This is a genomic window from Mesorhizobium sp. Ca11, assembly GCF_020165275.1.
Classification (GTDB): domain Bacteria; phylum Pseudomonadota; class Alphaproteobacteria; order Rhizobiales; family Rhizobiaceae; genus Mesorhizobium.
Genome location: NZ_JAIUHU010000001.1, coordinates 199,324 through 216,661, shown reverse-complemented (window position 1 = coordinate 216,661; position 17,338 = coordinate 199,324). Strand labels below are relative to the sequence as shown.

16 protein-coding genes are annotated in these 17,338 nt (G+C 64.4%); 10 read left to right on the top strand and 6 right to left on the bottom strand.

The genetic code is table 11. The annotated features are described in order from the left end of the window. Positions 1–68: 68 nt before the first annotated feature. Positions 69–1,010 (top strand): lysophospholipid acyltransferase family protein, encoded by a 942-nt coding sequence (locus LB538_RS01075; RefSeq protein ID WP_224525351.1) that lies wholly within the window; start codon positions 69–71, stop codon positions 1,008–1,010. A gap of 9 nt (positions 1,011–1,019) precedes the next feature. Here LB538_RS01075 and LB538_RS01070 read toward each other — a convergent pair whose 3' ends face one another. Beyond that, positions 1,020–1,985: a hypothetical protein gene (locus tag LB538_RS01070; protein WP_095765067.1), complete on the bottom strand. Its 966-nt coding sequence runs from the start codon at positions 1,983–1,985 to the stop codon at positions 1,020–1,022. Between the two features lie 162 nt (positions 1,986–2,147). Here LB538_RS01070 and LB538_RS01065 point away from each other — a divergent pair, with 162 nt between their 5' ends. Then, complete coding sequence (locus LB538_RS01065; RefSeq protein WP_224525353.1) at positions 2,148–2,732, top strand: nitroreductase; 585 nt, start codon at positions 2,148–2,150, stop codon at positions 2,730–2,732. A 74-nt stretch (positions 2,733–2,806) separates the two neighbouring features. Then, positions 2,807–3,481: a methyltransferase family protein gene (locus LB538_RS01060; protein WP_224525356.1), complete on the top strand. Its 675-nt coding sequence runs from the start codon at positions 2,807–2,809 to the stop codon at positions 3,479–3,481. Between the two features lie 2 nt (positions 3,482–3,483). Here the strand turns inward: LB538_RS01060 and LB538_RS01055 are convergent, their stop codons facing one another. Beyond that, the gene (locus LB538_RS01055; RefSeq protein ID WP_224525359.1) at positions 3,484–4,365 is read right to left on the bottom strand and encodes an HpcH/HpaI aldolase/citrate lyase family protein; all 882 of its coding nucleotides are present in this window, start codon (positions 4,363–4,365) and stop codon (positions 3,484–3,486) included. Beyond that, positions 4,365–4,817, bottom strand: coding sequence for a MaoC family dehydratase (locus tag LB538_RS01050; protein WP_224525362.1), 453 nt, complete (start codon positions 4,815–4,817; stop codon positions 4,365–4,367). Before LB538_RS01050 ends, LB538_RS01055 begins: the two co-directional genes overlap by 1 nt. Before the next feature lie 152 nt (positions 4,818–4,969). On the opposite strand from LB538_RS01050, the gene LB538_RS01045 reads away from it, so the two are divergent. After that, positions 4,970–6,091 (top strand): DUF2336 domain-containing protein, encoded by a 1,122-nt coding sequence (locus LB538_RS01045; protein WP_224525365.1) that lies wholly within the window; start codon positions 4,970–4,972, stop codon positions 6,089–6,091. Positions 6,092–6,107: 16 nt separating this feature from the next. Here LB538_RS01045 and LB538_RS01040 read toward each other — a convergent pair whose 3' ends face one another. The 3 genes from LB538_RS01040 to parE all read right to left on the bottom strand — a co-directional run bounded on the left by LB538_RS01040 (position 6,108) and on the right by parE (position 10,805). Further along, complete coding sequence (locus tag LB538_RS01040) at positions 6,108–6,545, bottom strand: VOC family protein (RefSeq protein WP_224525367.1); 438 nt, start codon at positions 6,543–6,545, stop codon at positions 6,108–6,110. Positions 6,546–6,626: 81 nt separating this feature from the next. Continuing rightward, complete coding sequence (locus LB538_RS01035) at positions 6,627–8,708, bottom strand: FUSC family protein (RefSeq protein ID WP_224525369.1); 2,082 nt, start codon at positions 8,706–8,708, stop codon at positions 6,627–6,629. Positions 8,709–8,750: 42 nt separating this feature from the next. Continuing rightward, the gene (gene parE / locus LB538_RS01030; RefSeq protein ID WP_224525371.1) at positions 8,751–10,805 is read right to left on the bottom strand and encodes a DNA topoisomerase IV subunit B; all 2,055 of its coding nucleotides are present in this window, start codon (positions 10,803–10,805) and stop codon (positions 8,751–8,753) included. Between the two features lie 255 nt (positions 10,806–11,060). Between parE and cpaB the strand changes: the two genes are divergently transcribed. From cpaB to LB538_RS29255, 6 genes are read left to right on the top strand one after another with little or no spacing between them, the layout of a single operon-like run. Beyond that, positions 11,061–11,975: a Flp pilus assembly protein CpaB gene (cpaB, locus tag LB538_RS01025; RefSeq protein WP_224525372.1), complete on the top strand. Its 915-nt coding sequence runs from the start codon at positions 11,061–11,063 to the stop codon at positions 11,973–11,975. A gap of 29 nt (positions 11,976–12,004) precedes the next feature. Next, on the top strand, positions 12,005–13,444 hold the full coding sequence (locus tag LB538_RS01020; RefSeq protein ID WP_224525373.1) for a type II and III secretion system protein family protein: 1,440 nt from the start codon (positions 12,005–12,007) through the stop codon (positions 13,442–13,444). A 4-nt stretch (positions 13,445–13,448) separates the two neighbouring features. Further along, entirely contained in the window at positions 13,449–13,721 is a 273-nt protein-coding gene (locus tag LB538_RS01015; protein ID WP_140690575.1) for a hypothetical protein, read from the top strand. 13 nt (positions 13,722–13,734) lie between these two features. Then, positions 13,735–14,949, top strand: coding sequence for a CpaE family protein (locus tag LB538_RS01010; RefSeq protein ID WP_095765078.1), 1,215 nt, complete (start codon positions 13,735–13,737; stop codon positions 14,947–14,949). After that, the gene (locus LB538_RS01005; RefSeq protein WP_140840376.1) at positions 14,946–16,367 is read left to right on the top strand and encodes a CpaF family protein; all 1,422 of its coding nucleotides are present in this window, start codon (positions 14,946–14,948) and stop codon (positions 16,365–16,367) included. Before LB538_RS01010 ends, LB538_RS01005 begins: the two co-directional genes overlap by 4 nt. Positions 16,368–16,371: 4 nt before the next feature. Beyond that, positions 16,372–17,337, top strand: coding sequence for a type II secretion system F family protein (locus LB538_RS29255; protein ID WP_095765080.1), 966 nt, complete (start codon positions 16,372–16,374; stop codon positions 17,335–17,337). Position 17,338 lies beyond the last annotated feature (1 nt).

Below are 17,338 nucleotides of genomic sequence, written 5' to 3'. Positions count from 1 at the left end.
TTGAATGGCGGTGGCGTGTCCACCGCCATTTTCATATGCCTGTCACGCCAGCCTTGTAACGAGCCGCCATGCTCAAGTTGAAACTGCGGGAAAGACGGTTTCCCGAGCTTTCCTACGCCAACCCGCATCAACCGGTGCTGACGCGCTGGTTCATCCATTCGGTCGAGGGCCTCTCGGGGCGCGACCGCTTCGCCGTGCTCTACGATTTCTGGCGCCGCCAGGTGGTGCCGACAGGCGACCGCGTATTCAGCCGCATGCTGGAATTGATCGACGTCAAGGTCTGCAACGCCGTGCAATGGCCGCCGCCAGCGCTGCCGGACACGCCGCTGGTCATCGTCGCAAACCATCCCTTCGGTATCGGCGACGGCATTGCGGTGCTGTCGCTGGCCGAGCAGCTCGGCCGGCCGTTCCGGGTCATGATCCACAAGGATCTGCTCAGGATCCGCGAGATGGAGCCCTATTCGCTGCCGATCGATTTTTCCGAGACCAAGGAAGCGTTGAAGAACAACATGGCGGTGCGCCATGAAGCGGTGCGGCTGTTGAAGGAAGGCGTCACCATCGTCGTGTTCCCGGCCGGCGGCGTCGCCACGGCGCCGAAGGGTTTCGGCCGCGCCATCGACCTGCCGTGGAAGATGTTCCCGGCCAAGCTCGTCCAGGACGCCAAGGCCTCGGTCATCCCGATGCATTTCTCCGGCCAGAACGGCCGCCTGTTCCATCTCGTCAGCGGCCCGATGAACATGGCCGAGCGCGACAATCGCGTGGCGAAGTTCATCGGCAAGGCGTCGCTGACGCTGCGCACCTCCTTGCTTATCCGCGAATTCGCCCGACTGTCGGGCAAGGCGATCGAGGTGCGCATCGGCGACGTGCTGAGATGGAGCGACCTCGAGCCGCTGCGCGACCGCAAGGCGCTGCTCGATCGCCTCTATCGCGCGGTCTTCGACCTGGCGACGCCTTCCGCGCAGCGTGGCCGCGTGCCGTTCCTGCCGAAGCGGATGCGCAAGGCGGCCTGATCAGCCCGATCAGTCCGCGCCTTCCTCGGGGTCGATGGCTGAGGATTCGTTGGCCACGACCTCGATTTCCTGGTTCTGGCCGGCAACGACCGTGAAATCCTTCTGGTAGATACGGTCGCGGTTCTTGGCGATGATGGTGTATTGGCCTTCGGCCAGCACCATCGAGGCGAAGGCGCCGACCGCTTCCTTGATCGGATCGCCGCTCTCGTTGAGCAGCGACCAGGACGTGTCGGCGATGGCCTCGCCGCCGGGCTCGCGCACCAGCTTCATCGTCATCTCGGCAGCGCGGTGCTCGACGGTCGCCTCCGTCAGCTTGCCGGCCTCGACGCGGATGTCGGAGCGGATCACGGCGTTGACCGCCCCATAGGTGGAGACGACATGGTAGGTGCCGGCGTTCAGCCGCACCACGGTGTTCGGCGCGACGTCGGGGGCGATCAGCGCCCGGTCGCCATTGGCCGCGGCTTGGCCTTCATAGATCGAGAAGCGCAATTTCTTCGGCGGGATGGGCGCGCCGCCCGACGTCACCGCGTCGAGCTTCAGGCCGCCGGCGTCGAGCACAAGGCTTTCGCGCTTTGCCTCCTTGCCGACCGTGATGCGTTTGGTGGCGCCGGCGCGTCCGTAGGAGGCATGGACAAGATAGCTGCCGGGGTCGAGCTGGAACACGGCTGTGCCGCCATGGGCGGATGCTACCATCGGCAGTTTGCCATCACTGGCGGGCTGCGGCCTGAAAACCCGCCAGACGATGCCGCGGGTGATGTCGGCGCCCTTGTCGGTCAACTGCGCCGACAGCGTGATGGCGCCGCCGTTGCCGAGCGCCAGCGGCGTCCCGGCCTTCGGCGTTGCGTAGCTCGAAATGCCTGGAAGCTTGATGTCGCCGATGTCGTTGGCGTTCTGGGCCAGCGCGAAGGAAACCGGCACCGCGAACAACGCAGCGACGAGTGCGATCACGAAAAGGCGCAAGATCCCCTCAAACATGCCTTGCGTTGAAGCCCAAGGCGGTGGCAATTTCAAGGCCTAGAAGCGCGCCGCCCGGCGCGGCGGCTTCTTATCAGGCGCAAAACGCCACCGCCCGAGCCGCCCGACCTCCCGATGGCGTGCTTCAGCTCAAAATCGAATGCCTTCAGGAGACTTGCGCCCATGGCGTCGCCGATCATCGAGTTCCTGCTCACCCGCAATTCCGCGCCGATACCCGACCTCAAGGAACCGGCGCCGAGCGATGCCGAGATCGCGACGATGATCGCAGCCGCCTCGCGCGTTCCCGACCACGGCCGGCTCGAGCCATGGCGGTTCATCCTTTATCGCGGCGAGGCGCGCATCGAGATCGGCAAGAAGCTGGCAGCACTTGCCGAACAGCGCGAGGGGCCGCTGCCGGAAGGCCGGCGCAACCAGGAACTGGCGCGCTTCTCGCGCGCGCCGCTGGTGATCGGCGTCGTGTCGGTGCCGAAGGAGAACCCGAAGATCCCGCAATGGGAGATGTTCCTGTCGGGCGGCATGGCGGCGATGAACCTGATGATCGCGGCGAACGCGTTGGGCTATGGCACCAACATGATCAGCAACTGGTATTCCGACGTTCCGGAGGGCAGGGCGATCCTCGGGCTGTCGCCGCAGGAGCGTGTCATCGGCTTCGTCCATATCGGCTCCTATCAGGGGCCGGCGCCGGAGCGGCCGCGGCCCGATCCGGCAAAGCTCTATGGCGATTACGCCGGTCCCTGGGCCGGTTAGGTGTTTTTGCGGGTTTTCGGAGGAACGGCGGCAGCGGGCGGCCAATAGTGGTGGGGGACGTCAGAAGGTTGGTCATGATCTCGAGATTGGTTTTCCAGACATTCGTATGGTTCGGCATCATGGGCGTGCTGCTGTTTCTGTCGGCCGGCACGCTGCACTGGACCGGAGCTTGGGTGTATGTGGTCATGATGGTCGGGCTGAGCCTGACCATGGGCGTCGCGCTCGCCCGGCGCGATCCAGGCCTGATGAATGAGCGTCTCCGCCCGCCCATCCAGAAGACTCAGACGGCGGCCGACAAGATATTGCTGAGCATATTGCTGCTCGGCATCTTTGCCTGGCTGGCTCTCATGGGGCTCGATTTCCGTTTCGGCTGGTCGGCAGCTCCCGTGTGGGTGCAGGCGATAGGTGCGCTGGTCCTGCTTGTCGGGATATGGGTCTGCTATCTGACGATGCTGGAAAACAGCTTCGCGGCGCCTGTCGTGAAGATCCAGGACGAGCGCGGGCAGAAGGTGATCACGACCGGCCCATACAGTTATGTCCGCCATCCGATGTATGCCGGCGCCATACTTTATTTCGCCGGCACGGCGCTGCTGCTTGGTTCCTGGTGGGGACTGGCGTCGGTGCTTGTCTTCATCGTCCTGCTCGGCATCCGCACCTTCATCGAGGAAAAGACGTTGCGAACCGGCCTGCAGGGCTATGACGTTTATGCCGCGCGCGTGCGCTACAAGCTGATCCCGATGGTCTGGTAACCTCAGGCAAGGCTGCCCGCCGCTCGGGCGCGAGCCAATAAATGCTCGGCCAGACGCAAATGCGGCCTGTCGTACATCTTGCCGTCGATGCCGACGACGCCCGGATTTCCCGCCGCCGCGAAGGCATCGACGATCGCCCGCGATCGCGCGACCGCTTCGGCGGACGGCGTGAAGGCGGCATTGATGACCGGCACCTGCGCCGGATGGATCGCCATCTTGCCGGTGAAGCCGTCGCGCTCGGCCTCGCGGCATTCCTTCCCAAGGGCGGCCATATCGCGGAAATCGGGAAAGACGGTGTCGATGGCGGCGACTTCGGCCGCGCCGGCCGCCAGAATGGTCATGGTCCGCGCCAGACGAAACACGTCGGTGTAGCGGCCGCTCTCGTCGCGGGTCGCGCGCGCGCCGATGGCCGCGGACAAATCCTCCGCGCCCCAGGTCAGGCCGGCAAGCCGCGCGCTTGCGCCGGCATAGCTCGCCGCCGCCAGCACGCCCGCCGCGGTCTCGGTGATGATCGGCAGGATTCTTATGGCGCCGTCCGGAAGCCCGTTCTCGGCCTCGTGCACGCGCAGCTTTGCCGCCAGCTGCTGGACGTCTTGCCCGCTGTTCGACTTCGGCAGCATGATGCCGTCGGGCTTCGCCACGACGAGCGCCGCAAGATCGTCGTCGGTCAGGCCGGTGGAAAGATCGTTGACCCGCACATAGATTGCCGAACCCGTCCGGTCTCTTTGGCTCGAGATGAACCCGGCCGCGGTCGCGCGCGCCGCCGCCTTGCTGGCGGCGGCAACGGAATCCTCGAGATCGACGATAACCGCGTCGGCGCCAGCCTCGAATCCCTTTTCCAGCTTGCGCTCGGAATCGCCGGGCACGAACAGCAGCGAGCGCATCAGGCCGCCTTCCTCAGCATCATCGCCTGCCTGGTGCATTTGGCGACAAGAATGTCGTTCTGATTGTAGGCGCGGTGCTCGAACTCGACGATGCCGCGATCGGGTTTCGATTTGGAGTCGCGCACGGAGACAACCGTCGTCTCGACCCGGATGGTGTCGCCGTGGAAGACGGGGTGCGGGAACACCGTTTCCTTCATGCCGAGATTGGCGACCGTGGTGCCGATGGTGATGTCGTTTACCGAAATGCCGATCATCAGGCCAAGCGTGAACAGCGAATTCACCAACGGCCTGCCCCACTCGGTTTTCGCCGCGAAGTCGAAATCGATGTGCAAAGGCTGGGGGTTGAGCGTCATCGCCGAAAACAGCATGTTGTCGCTCTCGGTCACGGTCTTGCGCAGCGTGTGGCGGAAGACATGGCCGACGACAAACTCTTCCAGATAAAGCCCGGCCATGGTTCGATTTCCTCCGATGTCCTTGCTTAATAGGCGTTGGCGGCGCCCCCATCAAGCCGGTTAAGAAACATGGTGAACCGTTCGTAAACCATTTGCAGCCTACCGTTCACAACGGGGCCGGGACCTTTCCGGCAAGGGCGCAGCTGGTCGGTATGGTTGTTTCGCATTTTCTAAAATGGATTGATACGGCAAGGGTTTCCGAGCGTGCCGCCGCCGCGAGCGCGTTGGCGCGCGCCTATATCAACTCCGATCTGCCGTTCGAGGATCGCTGTGCCGCCGAGGCGGCGCTGACGCTGCTTCTGGACGACGCTTCGTCCAAGGTGCGCCTGGCGCTTGCCGAGGCGCTGTCGATGAGCCATCACGCGCCGCCGCAGGTGATCAGCGCTCTGGCCGCCGACCAGCCGGAAGTGGCGGCGCTGGTGCTCGCGCGTTCGCCGCTGCTTACCGATGCCGACCTGGTCGAGCGCGTCGCCTGCGGCCAGAAGGCGACGCAGAAGCTGATTGCCAACCGTCCGGTGGTGTCGATGTCGCTTGCGGCGGCAATCGCCGAGATCGGCGAACCGGAAGCCTGCGCCGTGCTGATTAGCAACAGCGGTGCCGAGATTGCTTCGCTCAGCTTCCGCCGCATGGCCGAGCGGCATGGCCACCTGCCGCTCGTGCGCGAGGCGCTGATTGCCGATCGGCGCCTGCCGGCCGACTGCCGGCACATGTTGCTGGTCAAGCTCGGCGAGACCTTGAAAGGTTCGCCGCTGGTGCTGGCGATGATGGGGGCGGCGCGCGCTGATCGCGTCATGCGCGATGCCTGCGTGAAAGCCTCGGTCACGCTGATCGAGGGAACGCGCATGGAGGAGCATGCCGCACTGATCGAGCATCTGCGGCTGCGCGGCGACCTCACCGCCGGTTTCATCATCCGCACCATCGCACATGGCAAGGTGGACTTCTTCGGCTCGACCCTGGTGGCTCTAGCCCGACAATCCGAGCAACGGGTGACGGCACTTCTCGCCGGCGGGCACGACGTTGCGCTGCAGGCGCTGTTCCGCAGCGCCGGGCTTGCGCCGGCCACGCATGGCATCATCCTGCGGGCGCTGAAAGTCTGGCGCGAGGTCGCCAATGGCCGGCGTGTCGCCGGCGTTCAGGAAGTGAGCTGGCTGATGCTGAAAGAGCTCGGCGGCCAAGCGGCCGAGGGCGATCTCGCAGGGCTGGTGAAGTCGATCCATCTCGACGCCCTGCGTGAAAACGCGCGTGGGCACGCGCTGGCCATCGCCGCCGCCTAAGGACACATATCACGTCTCAGCTGAGTTCCTGGGCGAGGCCGATGAGAAGGCCTTCAGGTCCACGGATGTAGCAAAGGCGATACGCGTCCTTGTACCGGACGACTTCGCCGACGAGCTCAGCGCCGCGCTTGCGGAGCCTCTCTAGCGTGTCGTCGATGTCGTCCACGGCGAACATGATCCGGAGATAGCCCAATGCGTTCACCGGGGCATTGCGGTGATCCGCAATGACAGGCGGCCTGAGAAAGCGGGACAGCTCGAGCCGGCTGTGGCCGTCCGGCGTGCGCATCATGGCGATCTCAACATGCTGGTCGCCGAGCCCAGTGACACGCCCGGCCCACTCTCCTTCGATCGCGGCACGCCCTTCGAGTTCAAGGCCGAGCTCGCGAAAGAAATCAACCGTGCTGTCGAGGTCATCGACGACGATTCCGACATTGTCCATCCGCTTGAGCGCCATGTGTCCAACCTAAAAGGTGTCGACCAGTCCAGCAAGGACCTATGCCCGGAAAGGGCCCAAACCAGACAGGTCCCGAGGTGGTTAAGCGCGACCCCTCGCGAAGAAATCCGGGTAATCTTCCATCGCCGCGGCAATGATGCGCAGCGAGGCGGCGATCTGCAGCATTTCTAGCCGATCGCTGCGTTGGGCGATGCTGGCCGCGTATTGCCTCGCCACCGCGATGGTCGCGGTCTGCGGCTCGCCCAGTTGCCGAAACAGCAATTCGCGCGCCAGGCCGCGCAGGAAATTGCCGATGGACTCGACTGTTTCGTGCGGGACGGCGGAGTTCAGTTGCGCGTGGCGCAGCCGCAGCACTTCCAGTCCGACGGTGACGGCCGCGATGCTGCCGCCGAGAATGGGATCGCCCTTGCGGCCCGTCTGCTGGACCTGCGGCATCAACTGATTGATCCGGTCATAGGCGAGGCTTTCGAAGGCCGAACGGCGGGGAATGCGCTCATGCAGGCAAAGCCGGGCCAGGTCCTCGCGCATCGCCTGCGAGATGCGCTCCACGGTGATCCAGGGATCGGCGGGCAGCACGACGATGAAGACACCGATGGCAATCAGAATGCCGACCAGGATCGAGGCCGAGCCGGCGAAGAACGGCCCGGGATCGTAGATCATCTGCTGATGCGGGCTGAGGAAGGCGAGGAAGTTGATGGCGAAGGCGGTGGCGACGCCGACATGGCGCGGATTGGCCATGCCGAGCGCCGCGGGCACCAAGATCGGCACGACGAAGAGTGTGAACCAGCCGAAGCCCGGCAGCGCCGGAAGCGCGACCTGGCCGACAAGGAAGGCAAAAGGCAGCGCGATCAGCGTGCCGGTGAAAAAACCCCAGGCGGACTGCACGGGATCCGGGCGCGATGCGAACAGGCTGGAGACGACGGCGACGAGGATGACGGTGCCGGCCGCTTCCGACCATCTGGTCGTCAGCCAGAAGATCGCCACGAGCAACGTCGCCAGCGCGGCGCGCACGGCATTGCGCCATGCGGCCTGGTAGTCGCGGTGGACAACCAGCGCCGGCTGGCCCCGCTCGCTCGATTTGCGGGAGACAGGCGAACGAAGCGCGTCAAGACCGCGCATCACCTGCTTCAGCGCCTCGGCGAAATCGCCGGCGATGGTCAGGCGGGTGATGGTGCCGACCTTGTCTTCGCCGTTATCGTTGGAGCCGGTATCGTTGGGCAGTTCGGGCATCTCCCTGGCTTTGCTCGCGATCGCGTCGAGCCTTGCCACCCATGGCCCTGTGTCATCGAGCGCGCCGGGCGTCGCCGCCAGTTCACCGACGAAGGCTTTCAATTCGCTGCGCATGGGAATGAGCGCTGCGTTCTTCGGCCTGCGGTGGCTGTGCAATGCGCGCGCCGCCGAAAGCGCCCACAGAAGCTGACCGATCGTGCGCCGCACCGGATGGGCGCGGGTGGCGAAGCTCGGCGCTTCCAGCCGCGCATAGGTGCGCATCTCGGCGAGCGTCTGGGCATCGGCGATCAGCTTGCGCTGGAGCGCGGCGAGGCTCGCCGGGTCGCCGCCGGAAAAGGCGCCGCCGGCATATTCGGCAAGGTCGAGGATGCTGCGCTTCAACCTGGAAATGATAGCGTCGGCCGCGAGCTTTGGCAGGATCAACCGGCTGGTCACGCCGGCGCAGACGATGCCGAGCACGATCTCCGCGCAACGCGCGACGGCAAGGTCGACGACAATATGCGGTTGTCCGAGGGCCGGCAGGCTGATGATCATCGCCGTGTAGCCGGCAAGCGCGGCGCCATAGGCTTCGGGGTTGCGCAACAGCGACGAGACCAGGGTGCAGACGCCGATCCAGAGCGCCAGCACGGTGACAAGCAGCCACGGGTCGGCGCCGAACAGCGATGTGATGCCGACTGCAGCGAGACCGCCGGCCAGCGTGCCGAGCAGCCGGTAGAAGCCCTTTGCCAGCACCATGCCGGCGACCGGCTGCGCGACGATGAACACCGTCATCATCGCCCATTGCGGATGATCGAGCTTCAGCGCGTAGGCGGCAAGCAGCGCGACCAGTCCGGCCGAAACCGTGCGCAGGGCAAAAACCCAGTCCGAACGGGTCGGCTGCGTCAGACCGCTTAAGGGCGTCTCGACAAGCTCTTTAAACCGCGTCCAGGTCACACCGGTTCTCCGTGCAGGAGACTGTTATGGACCGGTAGGCGATCAGATATCCAGCACGTCCGCCTCGGCGAATTCGGCGCGCTCCTGGATGAAGCGGAAGCGCGCCTCGGGTTTGGTGCCCATCAGCGCGTCGACGGCATCCTTGGTGGCCTGCTCGGCGTCGATCACGTCGACCCTCAAAAGCGTGCGCTTCCTCGGATCCATCGTGGTCTCCTTGAGCTGTGAGGCCATCATCTCGCCCAGGCCCTTGAAGCGGCCGATCTCGACCTTGCCGCGCCCGGTGAACTCGGTGCGCAGCAGTTCGTCCTTGTGCGCGTCGTCGCGGGCATAGCCGACCTTGCCGCCTTGCCGGATCGAATAGAGCGGCGGCACGGCCATGTAGAGATGGCCGCCGCGGATCAGGTTCGGCATCTCCTGATAGAAGAAGGTGATCAGCAACGAAGCGATGTGCGCGCCGTCGACGTCGGCGTCAGTCATGATGATTACGCGGTCGTAGCGCAGATCCTCGTCGCGATATTTCGAACGCGTGCCGCAGCCGAGCGCCTGGATGAGATCGGAAATCTGCTGGTTGGCAGCAAGCTTGTCGTTGCCGGCGGAGGCGACGTTGAGGATCTTGCCGCGCAGCGGCAGCACTGCCTGGCTGGCACGGTCGCGCGCCTGCTTGGCCGAGCCGCCGGCCGAGTCGCCCTCGACGATGAAGATCTCGGCGCCCGCGGCGGCGTTCTGCGTGCAGTCGGCAAGCTTTCCCGGAAGGCGCAGCTTGCGCACCGCGCTTTTGCGCGAGACTTCCTTTTCCTGCCGGCGCCGCACGCGTTCGTCGGCGCGCGCGATGACCCACTCCAGAAGCTTGGAGGCTTCCTGCGGATTGTCCGCCAGCCAGTGGTCGAACGGGTCGCGAAGGGCGTTTTCGACGATGCGCATTGCCTCGATCGTCGCCAGCCTGTCCTTGGTCTGGCCGACGAATTCCGGCTCGCGGATGAACACCGACAGCATGCCGGCGGCCGAGATCATCACGTCATCGGTGGTAATGATCGAAGCTCGCTTGTTGCCGATGAGGTCGGCGTAGGCGCGCAGCCCGCGCGTCAGCACGTTGCGGAAGCCGGCCTCATGCGTGCCGCCTTCGGGGGTCGGAATGGTGTTGCAATAGGAGTTGAGGAAACCGTCGCCGCCGAACCAGGTCACAGCCCATTCGAGCGAACCGTGGCCGCCCTGCTTGTCGCTCTTCCCGGCGAAAACCTCGCGCGTGACCTGGAATTCGTCGCCCAGCGTCGCCTTGAGATAGTCCTTGAGGCCGCCGGGGAAATGGAACTCGGCCTTTGCCGGCGTCTGATCCTTGTCCTTGATCAGCGACGGATCGCAGGTCCAGCGGATCTCGACGCCGCCGAACAGATAGGCCTTCGAGCGCGTCATGCGGTAAAGGCGCGCCGGTTCGAAGGCGGCGCCCTTGCCGAAAATCTGCTCGTCGGGATGGAAGCGGGTCTTCGTGCCGCGGCGGTTGTGGACCTCGCCGAGATGCTCCAATCCACTGACCGGGACGCCGCGCGAAAAACGCTGCCGGTAGAGCTGACGACCCCGCGCGACCTCGACCTCGAGATGGTCGGACAGCGCATTGACGACCGAGACGCCGACGCCGTGCAAGCCGCCGGAGGTCTCGTAAACCTTGGAGTCGAACTTGCCGCCCGAATGCAGCGTGGTCATGATGACTTCGAGCGCCGGCTTCTTGAATTTCGGATGCGGATCGACCGGGATGCCGCGGCCGTTGTCGGTGACGGTCAGGAACCCGTCGGCGGAAAGCTCGACGTCGATGAAGGTGGCGTGGCCGGCCACCGCTTCGTCCATCGAATTGTCGATGACCTCGGCGAACAGGTGATGCATCGCCTTGTCGTCGGTGCCGCCGATATACATGCCAGGACGGCGCCGCACCGGCTCGAGCCCTTCCAGCACCTCGATATCGGCGGCGCTGTAGCCCTCGCTGCCGTCGCGGGTGGCGGTCGTACGCTTCGCCGCCTGCACCAGCGGATCGGCGGGCCGCGAGGGCGCGCGCACTTGCTGTGCCGGCTTTTCCATCTTGCCGAAGAGGTCGTTGTTGTCGTCCATGCGAGGCCTAGCGTCCGGTAATGCGAATCATTCGTGGATACTGCCACGCTTTTGGCGGGCGAACGAGTTCCTGTTCCGTTCAGGGATTCAAACTGTCTCTTATTCTAAAACCATTCGATAACCAAGCCGGCCGAAATAGGGCGGTTGGCGGGTCGCGGGATTCCTGATTCTTTAACATTAACGCCTAGCGTGAGGCCCAACCAACAAAAGACCACGGGCGTCAGGGGTTCCATTGTGAGGGGCAGGGCCATAACCATGATCGGCATCGCCGCCGTTTTCGGCGCGATCTCGATCTTTGCGGCGGATTTCTGGGTCAAGAGCCAGGCGAAGGCTCAGGCCGAGGTCAAGGTCGTCGTGGCGCCGCAGCAGCCCAAGGTCGAGTTCAAGACCATCGTGGTGGCGCAAGCGCCGCTGCGCTACGGCATGGAGCTTGGACGGCCGCAACTCGCCGAGATTCCGTGGCCGCAGGATTCACTGCCGCAGGGCGCTTTCCCGACAATCGACAAGCTGCTTGCGGACGGCAGCCGGGTCGTGCTGTCGCCGATCGAGGTCAACGAACCGGTGCTGCTCACCAAGCTGTCGGGACCGAACGGCCGCGCCACGCTTTCCAACATGCTGTCGGCGGGAATGCGGGCCGTCACCATCCGCACCGACGAGATCGCCGGCGTCGGCGGCTTCATCACGCCGGGAGACCGCGTCGACGTCGTGCTGACGCGCGATGCTGGGGACATCCAGGAAGTGTCCAAGAATGCTCAAGGGGCTGCCGGCTCGACCGTCACGTCCGAGATCGTTGTCTCCGATGCCAAGGTGCTCTCGGTCGGACAGGGCGCCGATGAACGCAAGACCGAGCCGCAAGTCGCCAATTCGGTGACCATCGAGGTGACCAACGACGGGGCGCAGAAGGTGGCGCTTGCCCGCACCGTCGGCACGCTGTCGTTGTCGCTGCGGTCGGCCGCCGACGCCAGCGCCAGCGAAAGCGGGCTGACGACCATCTCGTCCTTCGGCGGTTCGGTTGCCGCAAATGCGCAGGCGAGCGCCGCCTCGCTCGTCAATGCGGTGACGAAGGACCAGGACGAGCCGAAATTCAAGACGGTGATCGTGACGCGCGGCGACAAGGTCGAGGAATACAAGGTTCCTTCGCGGCAACCGCCGCAGGAACTGCAGCAATAGCCGGTGGGGACCGGCGGGGACGGGGCAAGATGTTCGGGTTTGATACATTTCGGACGACCGGGGGATGGCGTCTTCTCGGCGTGATTGCGCTGGCGGCGACAGTGCTTGCCGTCGCCGCGCCGGCAAGGGCGGGCAATGACGTCGTCTATGTCTCGGCGAACAAGAACGCCTCGATCAAGGTCGCCAAGGGCAAGCCGAAGACGATCATGACGAGCGCCGCCTTCTACCAGATCGTCATCGGCGATCCGGAGATCGCCAACGTCAACCCGCTGACCGACAAATCCTTCTATGTGCTGGGCAACAACCTGGGTACCACCGGCATTGCCCTGTTCGACCAGAACAAGCAGCTTGTCGGCACCATCGACATCGAGGTGACGCTGGATACCGACCAGTTGGCCAGCACCATCCGCGCCAGCGTGCCCGACGCCAAGATCAAGGTCGGCTCGGCAAACGGGCGCGTCGTGCTGTCGGGCGAAGCCGACGATGCGGTCGCCGCCGACAAAGCCAGCAAGATTGCGTCACGCTTTTCCGGCAATGAGGAAGTCATCAACTCGGTCAACATCTCGTCCTCGCAGCAGGTTCAGCTCAACGTCCGATTCGTCGAGATCAACCGCCAGGCTGGCCAGGACCTCGGCGCCAAATACGCCGCCAATTTCGCCTATGGCATCGGCAACCGCAAAGTCGTGCTGAATCCGGATGGAGGAAACCTGACAGCAGCGGGAACAGGCGAGATCATCGGCAGCCTGCTGTCGAACGGCGTTTCCATCGATATCGCCATCAAGGCGCTGGAGGAACGCGGCCTGGCGCGACGGCTGGCGGAGCCGAACCTGATCGCGCGTTCGGGCCAGACGGCGAGCTTCCTTGCCGGCGGCGAATTCCCGATCCCGGTTTCCGAAGACAATGGCAAGATCAGCGTCACCTACAAGAAGTACGGCGTAGGCCTCGATTTCACGCCGACGGTGCTGAAGGACGGGCTGGTCAGCCTCGACATCGCGCCGGAAGTGTCCTCGATCGACCCGTCCGCTTCCATCCAGGTCAGCAGCGGCATTTCCATTCCGGCCTTCATCGTGCGCCGCGCCAGGACATCGGTCGACCTCAAGAACGGCCAGAGTTTCATGATCGCCGGCCTCCTGCAGTCGCAGAACGACATCACGACATCGCGGGTGCCGGGGATCGGCAAGCTGCCGGTGCTCGGCCCGCTGTTTTCCTCGAAGTCCTATCAGCGGCGCGAAACCGATCTGGTGATCATCGTCACGCCCTACTTGGTCAAGCCGGTCGATCCCTCGAAGAAGATGGTCGAGCCGACCGACGGCACCCAGCCGGCAAGTCCCGCCGACTATTTCCTGAACAACACCGAGGAAGTGAACGCCTCGGCGTCAAAGCGTCCGGTGGCGCTGGCTGACGGCAGCGCCGCCCGCCCGGTGGCTGCCGCCACGTCCGGCCACTTCCTCGATCTGCCAAAGGATTAAGGCCATGCGCATCCCCGTTTGCATCGCTCTGCTGCTCGCCGGTTTCGCCGGCGGTTGCACCAGCGACGACTATGTACGCGCCGAAGGGGTGACCTTGGCGGCCGGCAACGCGCAGGCGTCCAACACCGCCATGCAGATGGTCGATCCCTGGAAGTACGGCGTCCAGAACACAAGGCTCCTGGTGCCAGCCCAGCGTCCGGGCTCCGAGAGCGCTGCCGTCGGTGCGAAGGCCGGCTCCGTGTCGTCACCGACGACATCATCAACAACATCGAATTGATGGGCTGGCGAGGATGGCATCTGGTAGCAAGACCAAGAAGATCCTGCTCGTTTCGACGGACAGGACGTTCTTGCAGGACACGCGGACGGCTTTCGCGGCCTCCGAGGTCATTGAGCTCTTGACGCTGGAAAAGAGCGTCAACGAACTGCGCGGCGAGATCCTCGAGGCGGACTTCGGCACGGTCATCGTCGACATGGATGCAGCCAAGCTCGAGGAAATCGAGTCGCTGCAGCGCGTCATGCGGCGGCTGGAAGGCAGCGTTCCGGTGGTCGTCGTCACCCAGGAATTCAACGCGGCGGCGGTACGCATCCTGGTGCAGCTCAAGGTCGCCGATTTCCTGGTCAAGCCGATCACCACGGCCGACCTCGTGCGTTCCGTCATCCGTGCGCTGCAAGGACCGGGGCGGGAAGAGAACACCGAATCGCACATCTACACGTTCATGCCGGCAGCCGGCGGTGTCGGCACCACCACGCTCGCCTTGCAGACGGCCTTCCAGCTGCATCATTCGGTGATGCGGGGCGCCTCGACCTGCGTCGTCGACCTCAATTTCCAGCAGGGCGCCTGCGCCGAATATCTCGACCTCGAACCGCGCTTCGACATCACCGAAATCGAGAACCAGCCGGAGCGCCTCGACCGGCAACTGCTCGACGTGATGCTGTCCAAGCATGCGAGCGGGCTGTGCGTGCTTGCCGCGCCGACGCGACCCTCGGACATGCGCTCGTTCAAGACCGATGTCGTGGTGCGCATGCTCGACCTCGTGGCGGCCTATTTCGACAATGTCGTCATCGACATGCCGCGCACCTGGTTCCCCTGGACCGAGACGGTGCTGCTGGGTTCCAACAAGCTCTATATCGTCGCCGAGATGACGGTGCCCTGCCTGCGCCATACGCAGCGTCTCATCCAGGCCGTGTATGAGACCGCCGGCAAGGAAGTGAAGCCCAACGTCATCGTCAACCGCTTCGAGCAGAAGATGTTCGACAACGGCATCAAGCAGGCCGACGTTCAGGAGATACTCGGCGAGCATTTCGTCGGCGGCATCTCCAACAATTACCGGCTGGTGCGCGAGGCGGTCGACCGCGGCGTACCGCTGCACGCCATCGACCCCAACGCCAATGTCGTCAACGACCTGAAGAAGATCATCCTGCCCGAGGAGGCCGTCCAGACGATCGCCAAGTCGAGGTCGCTGTTCGGCCTGGGCAAAGGCTTGCTGAAGAGGAAGGCAGGATGACCAGCCGCTTCTCCAACCTGCAGAGCCGCGACGTCCGCCCGCAGCGGGCGCCCGAACCCGCGCCGGTCACGCACAATGCAGTGATCATCCCGACGACCCGCAAACCGGCGCCGCCCAGGCCTGAGGCAGCCCCCGCAAAGAGCGCCAACAAGGTGCTGGACGCACGCGTGCGCATCCATCGCATGCTGCTCGAGGAGATCAACCTCGTGGCGCTGGAGCGGCTGCCCCGGGATGAAATGCGCCGGCAGGTGCATGATTTCGTCTCGGAAAAGACGCGCCAGGAGCGGATGGCAATCAACAATGCCGAGCTCGACGCCTTGGTCGACGACATCGTCGACGAGATGGTCGGCCTCGGCCCGCTGGAGCCGCTGCTCAAGGACCCCGAGATCAACGATATCCTGATCAATGGCCACCAGAACTGCTTCGTCGAAAAACGCGGCAAGCTGCAGCAGGTCCACATCCCGTTCAAGGATGAGGCGCATCTGCTTAGAATCATTAATAAAATCGTCGCCGCAGTCGGCCGCCGCGTCGATGAATCGCAGCCGATGGTCGACGCCCGGATGCTCGACGGCTCGCGCTTCAACGCGGCGATCCGCCCCGTCGGCGTCGACGGCCCGCTGGTGTCGATCCGCAAGTTCTCCAAGAACAAGCTCGGCCTGCACAAGCTCGTCGAATTCGGCGCCATTACCCAGAACATGGCCGAGGTGCTGGCGGCGGCGGTGCATGCCCGCAAGACCACGATCATCTCCGGCGGCACCGGCACGGGCAAGACGACGATGCTCAACGCTTTGTCGGCCTTCATTCCGGAAGACGAGCGCCTGATCACCATCGAGGACGCGGCCGAGCTGCAATTGCAGCAGCCGCATGTCGCGCGCATGGAGACGCGTCCGGCCAACATCGAGGGCCAGGGCGAATTGAAGCAGCGCGACCTGGTCAAGAACGCGCTGCGCATGCGCCCCGACCGCGTCATCCTCGGCGAATGTCGCGGCGAGGAAGCCTTCGACATGCTGCAGGCGATGAACACCGGCCATGAAGGGTCGATGGCCACCATCCATGCCAACACGCCGCGCGATGCCATCTCGCGTCTGGAACAGATGCTCGGGATGACCGGCATGCCGATGACCGTGCAGTCGATCCGCAGCCAGATTTCCAGCGCCATCGACATCATCGTCCAGCTGACGCGCCTTTCCGACGGCAAGCGCAAGGTGACCAGCGTCGCCGAAGTGACCGGCATGGAAGGCGACGTCATCCAGATGCAGGAGATATTCCGCTTCGTGCGCACCGGCATGGAGGCGGATGGAAAGATCCTCGGCCACTTCGAGGCGACCGGCATCCGCCCGCGCTTCCTCGAGGACCTGCGCAACATGGGCATCGAATTCCCGGGCAAGTATTTCGAACCCGGCCGGCCGCAGGACTAGGCCGGTGTTCGAGGGATTCAGCCCGGTCTACGTCGTCTACGCCGCGGCGGCGCTCACCGGCATCATGATCGCCGAAGGCCTTTATCTGCTCTATGCCGGGCGCAGCGACAAGCGCACGGCCATCAACCGCCGCATGAAGCTCGCGGAGAACAAGATCAGCCAGGAGCAGGTGCTGATCCAACTGCGCAAGGAACGCGGGATCGACGGCGGCACCTCCATCTTTTCCCTCGACCGCTTCCGCGCCCTGCGCACGCAGTCCGGCATAAGCACGCCGCTGCCGAAATTCCTGACGATCACATCGGGGATCGCTCTCGCCCTGGCGCTCGTGGCGATCTGGAAGGGCTTGCCGCTCCTGTTCGGCCTTATCCTGCTTCTCTTGCTGTTGCCGGTGTTGCCGGTCATGGCATTGCGCTGGATGCGCAAGCGCCGGCACAAGCGTTTCGGGATGCAACTGCCTGAGGCGCTTGAATTGATCACGCGCGGGCTGAAGGCAGGCCATCCGGTGCCGGTGGCGATTGCCATGGTGTCGCGCGAGATGGCCGATCCGATCGGCACCGAGTTCGGCGTCGTGGCCGACGAGGTGACCTACGGCTCCGACCTGGTCTCGGCGTTGAACAATCTTTTCGACCGGGTGGGGCATGAGGACTTGCCGCTGTTCGTCACGGCGGTCTCGATCCAGAGCAGTTCGGGCGGCAATCTGCGCGAGATCCTCGATGGCCTGTCGGCGACGATCCGCGACCGCGGCAAGCTGCGCCGCAAGGTGCGCGCCATTTCGACGGAAGGGCGCATGTCGGCTTACATCCTGACCGCGGTGCCAGTGCTTCTGTTCACCGCCATCATGGTGCTGATGCCGCAGTTCTATCAGGATGTCTGGGACGTGCCGAAGACCTGGTACATGATGGGCGGCTCCATCATCTGGCTGCTGCTCGGCAACGCCATCATGTTCAAGATGTCGAATTTCAGGTTCTGAG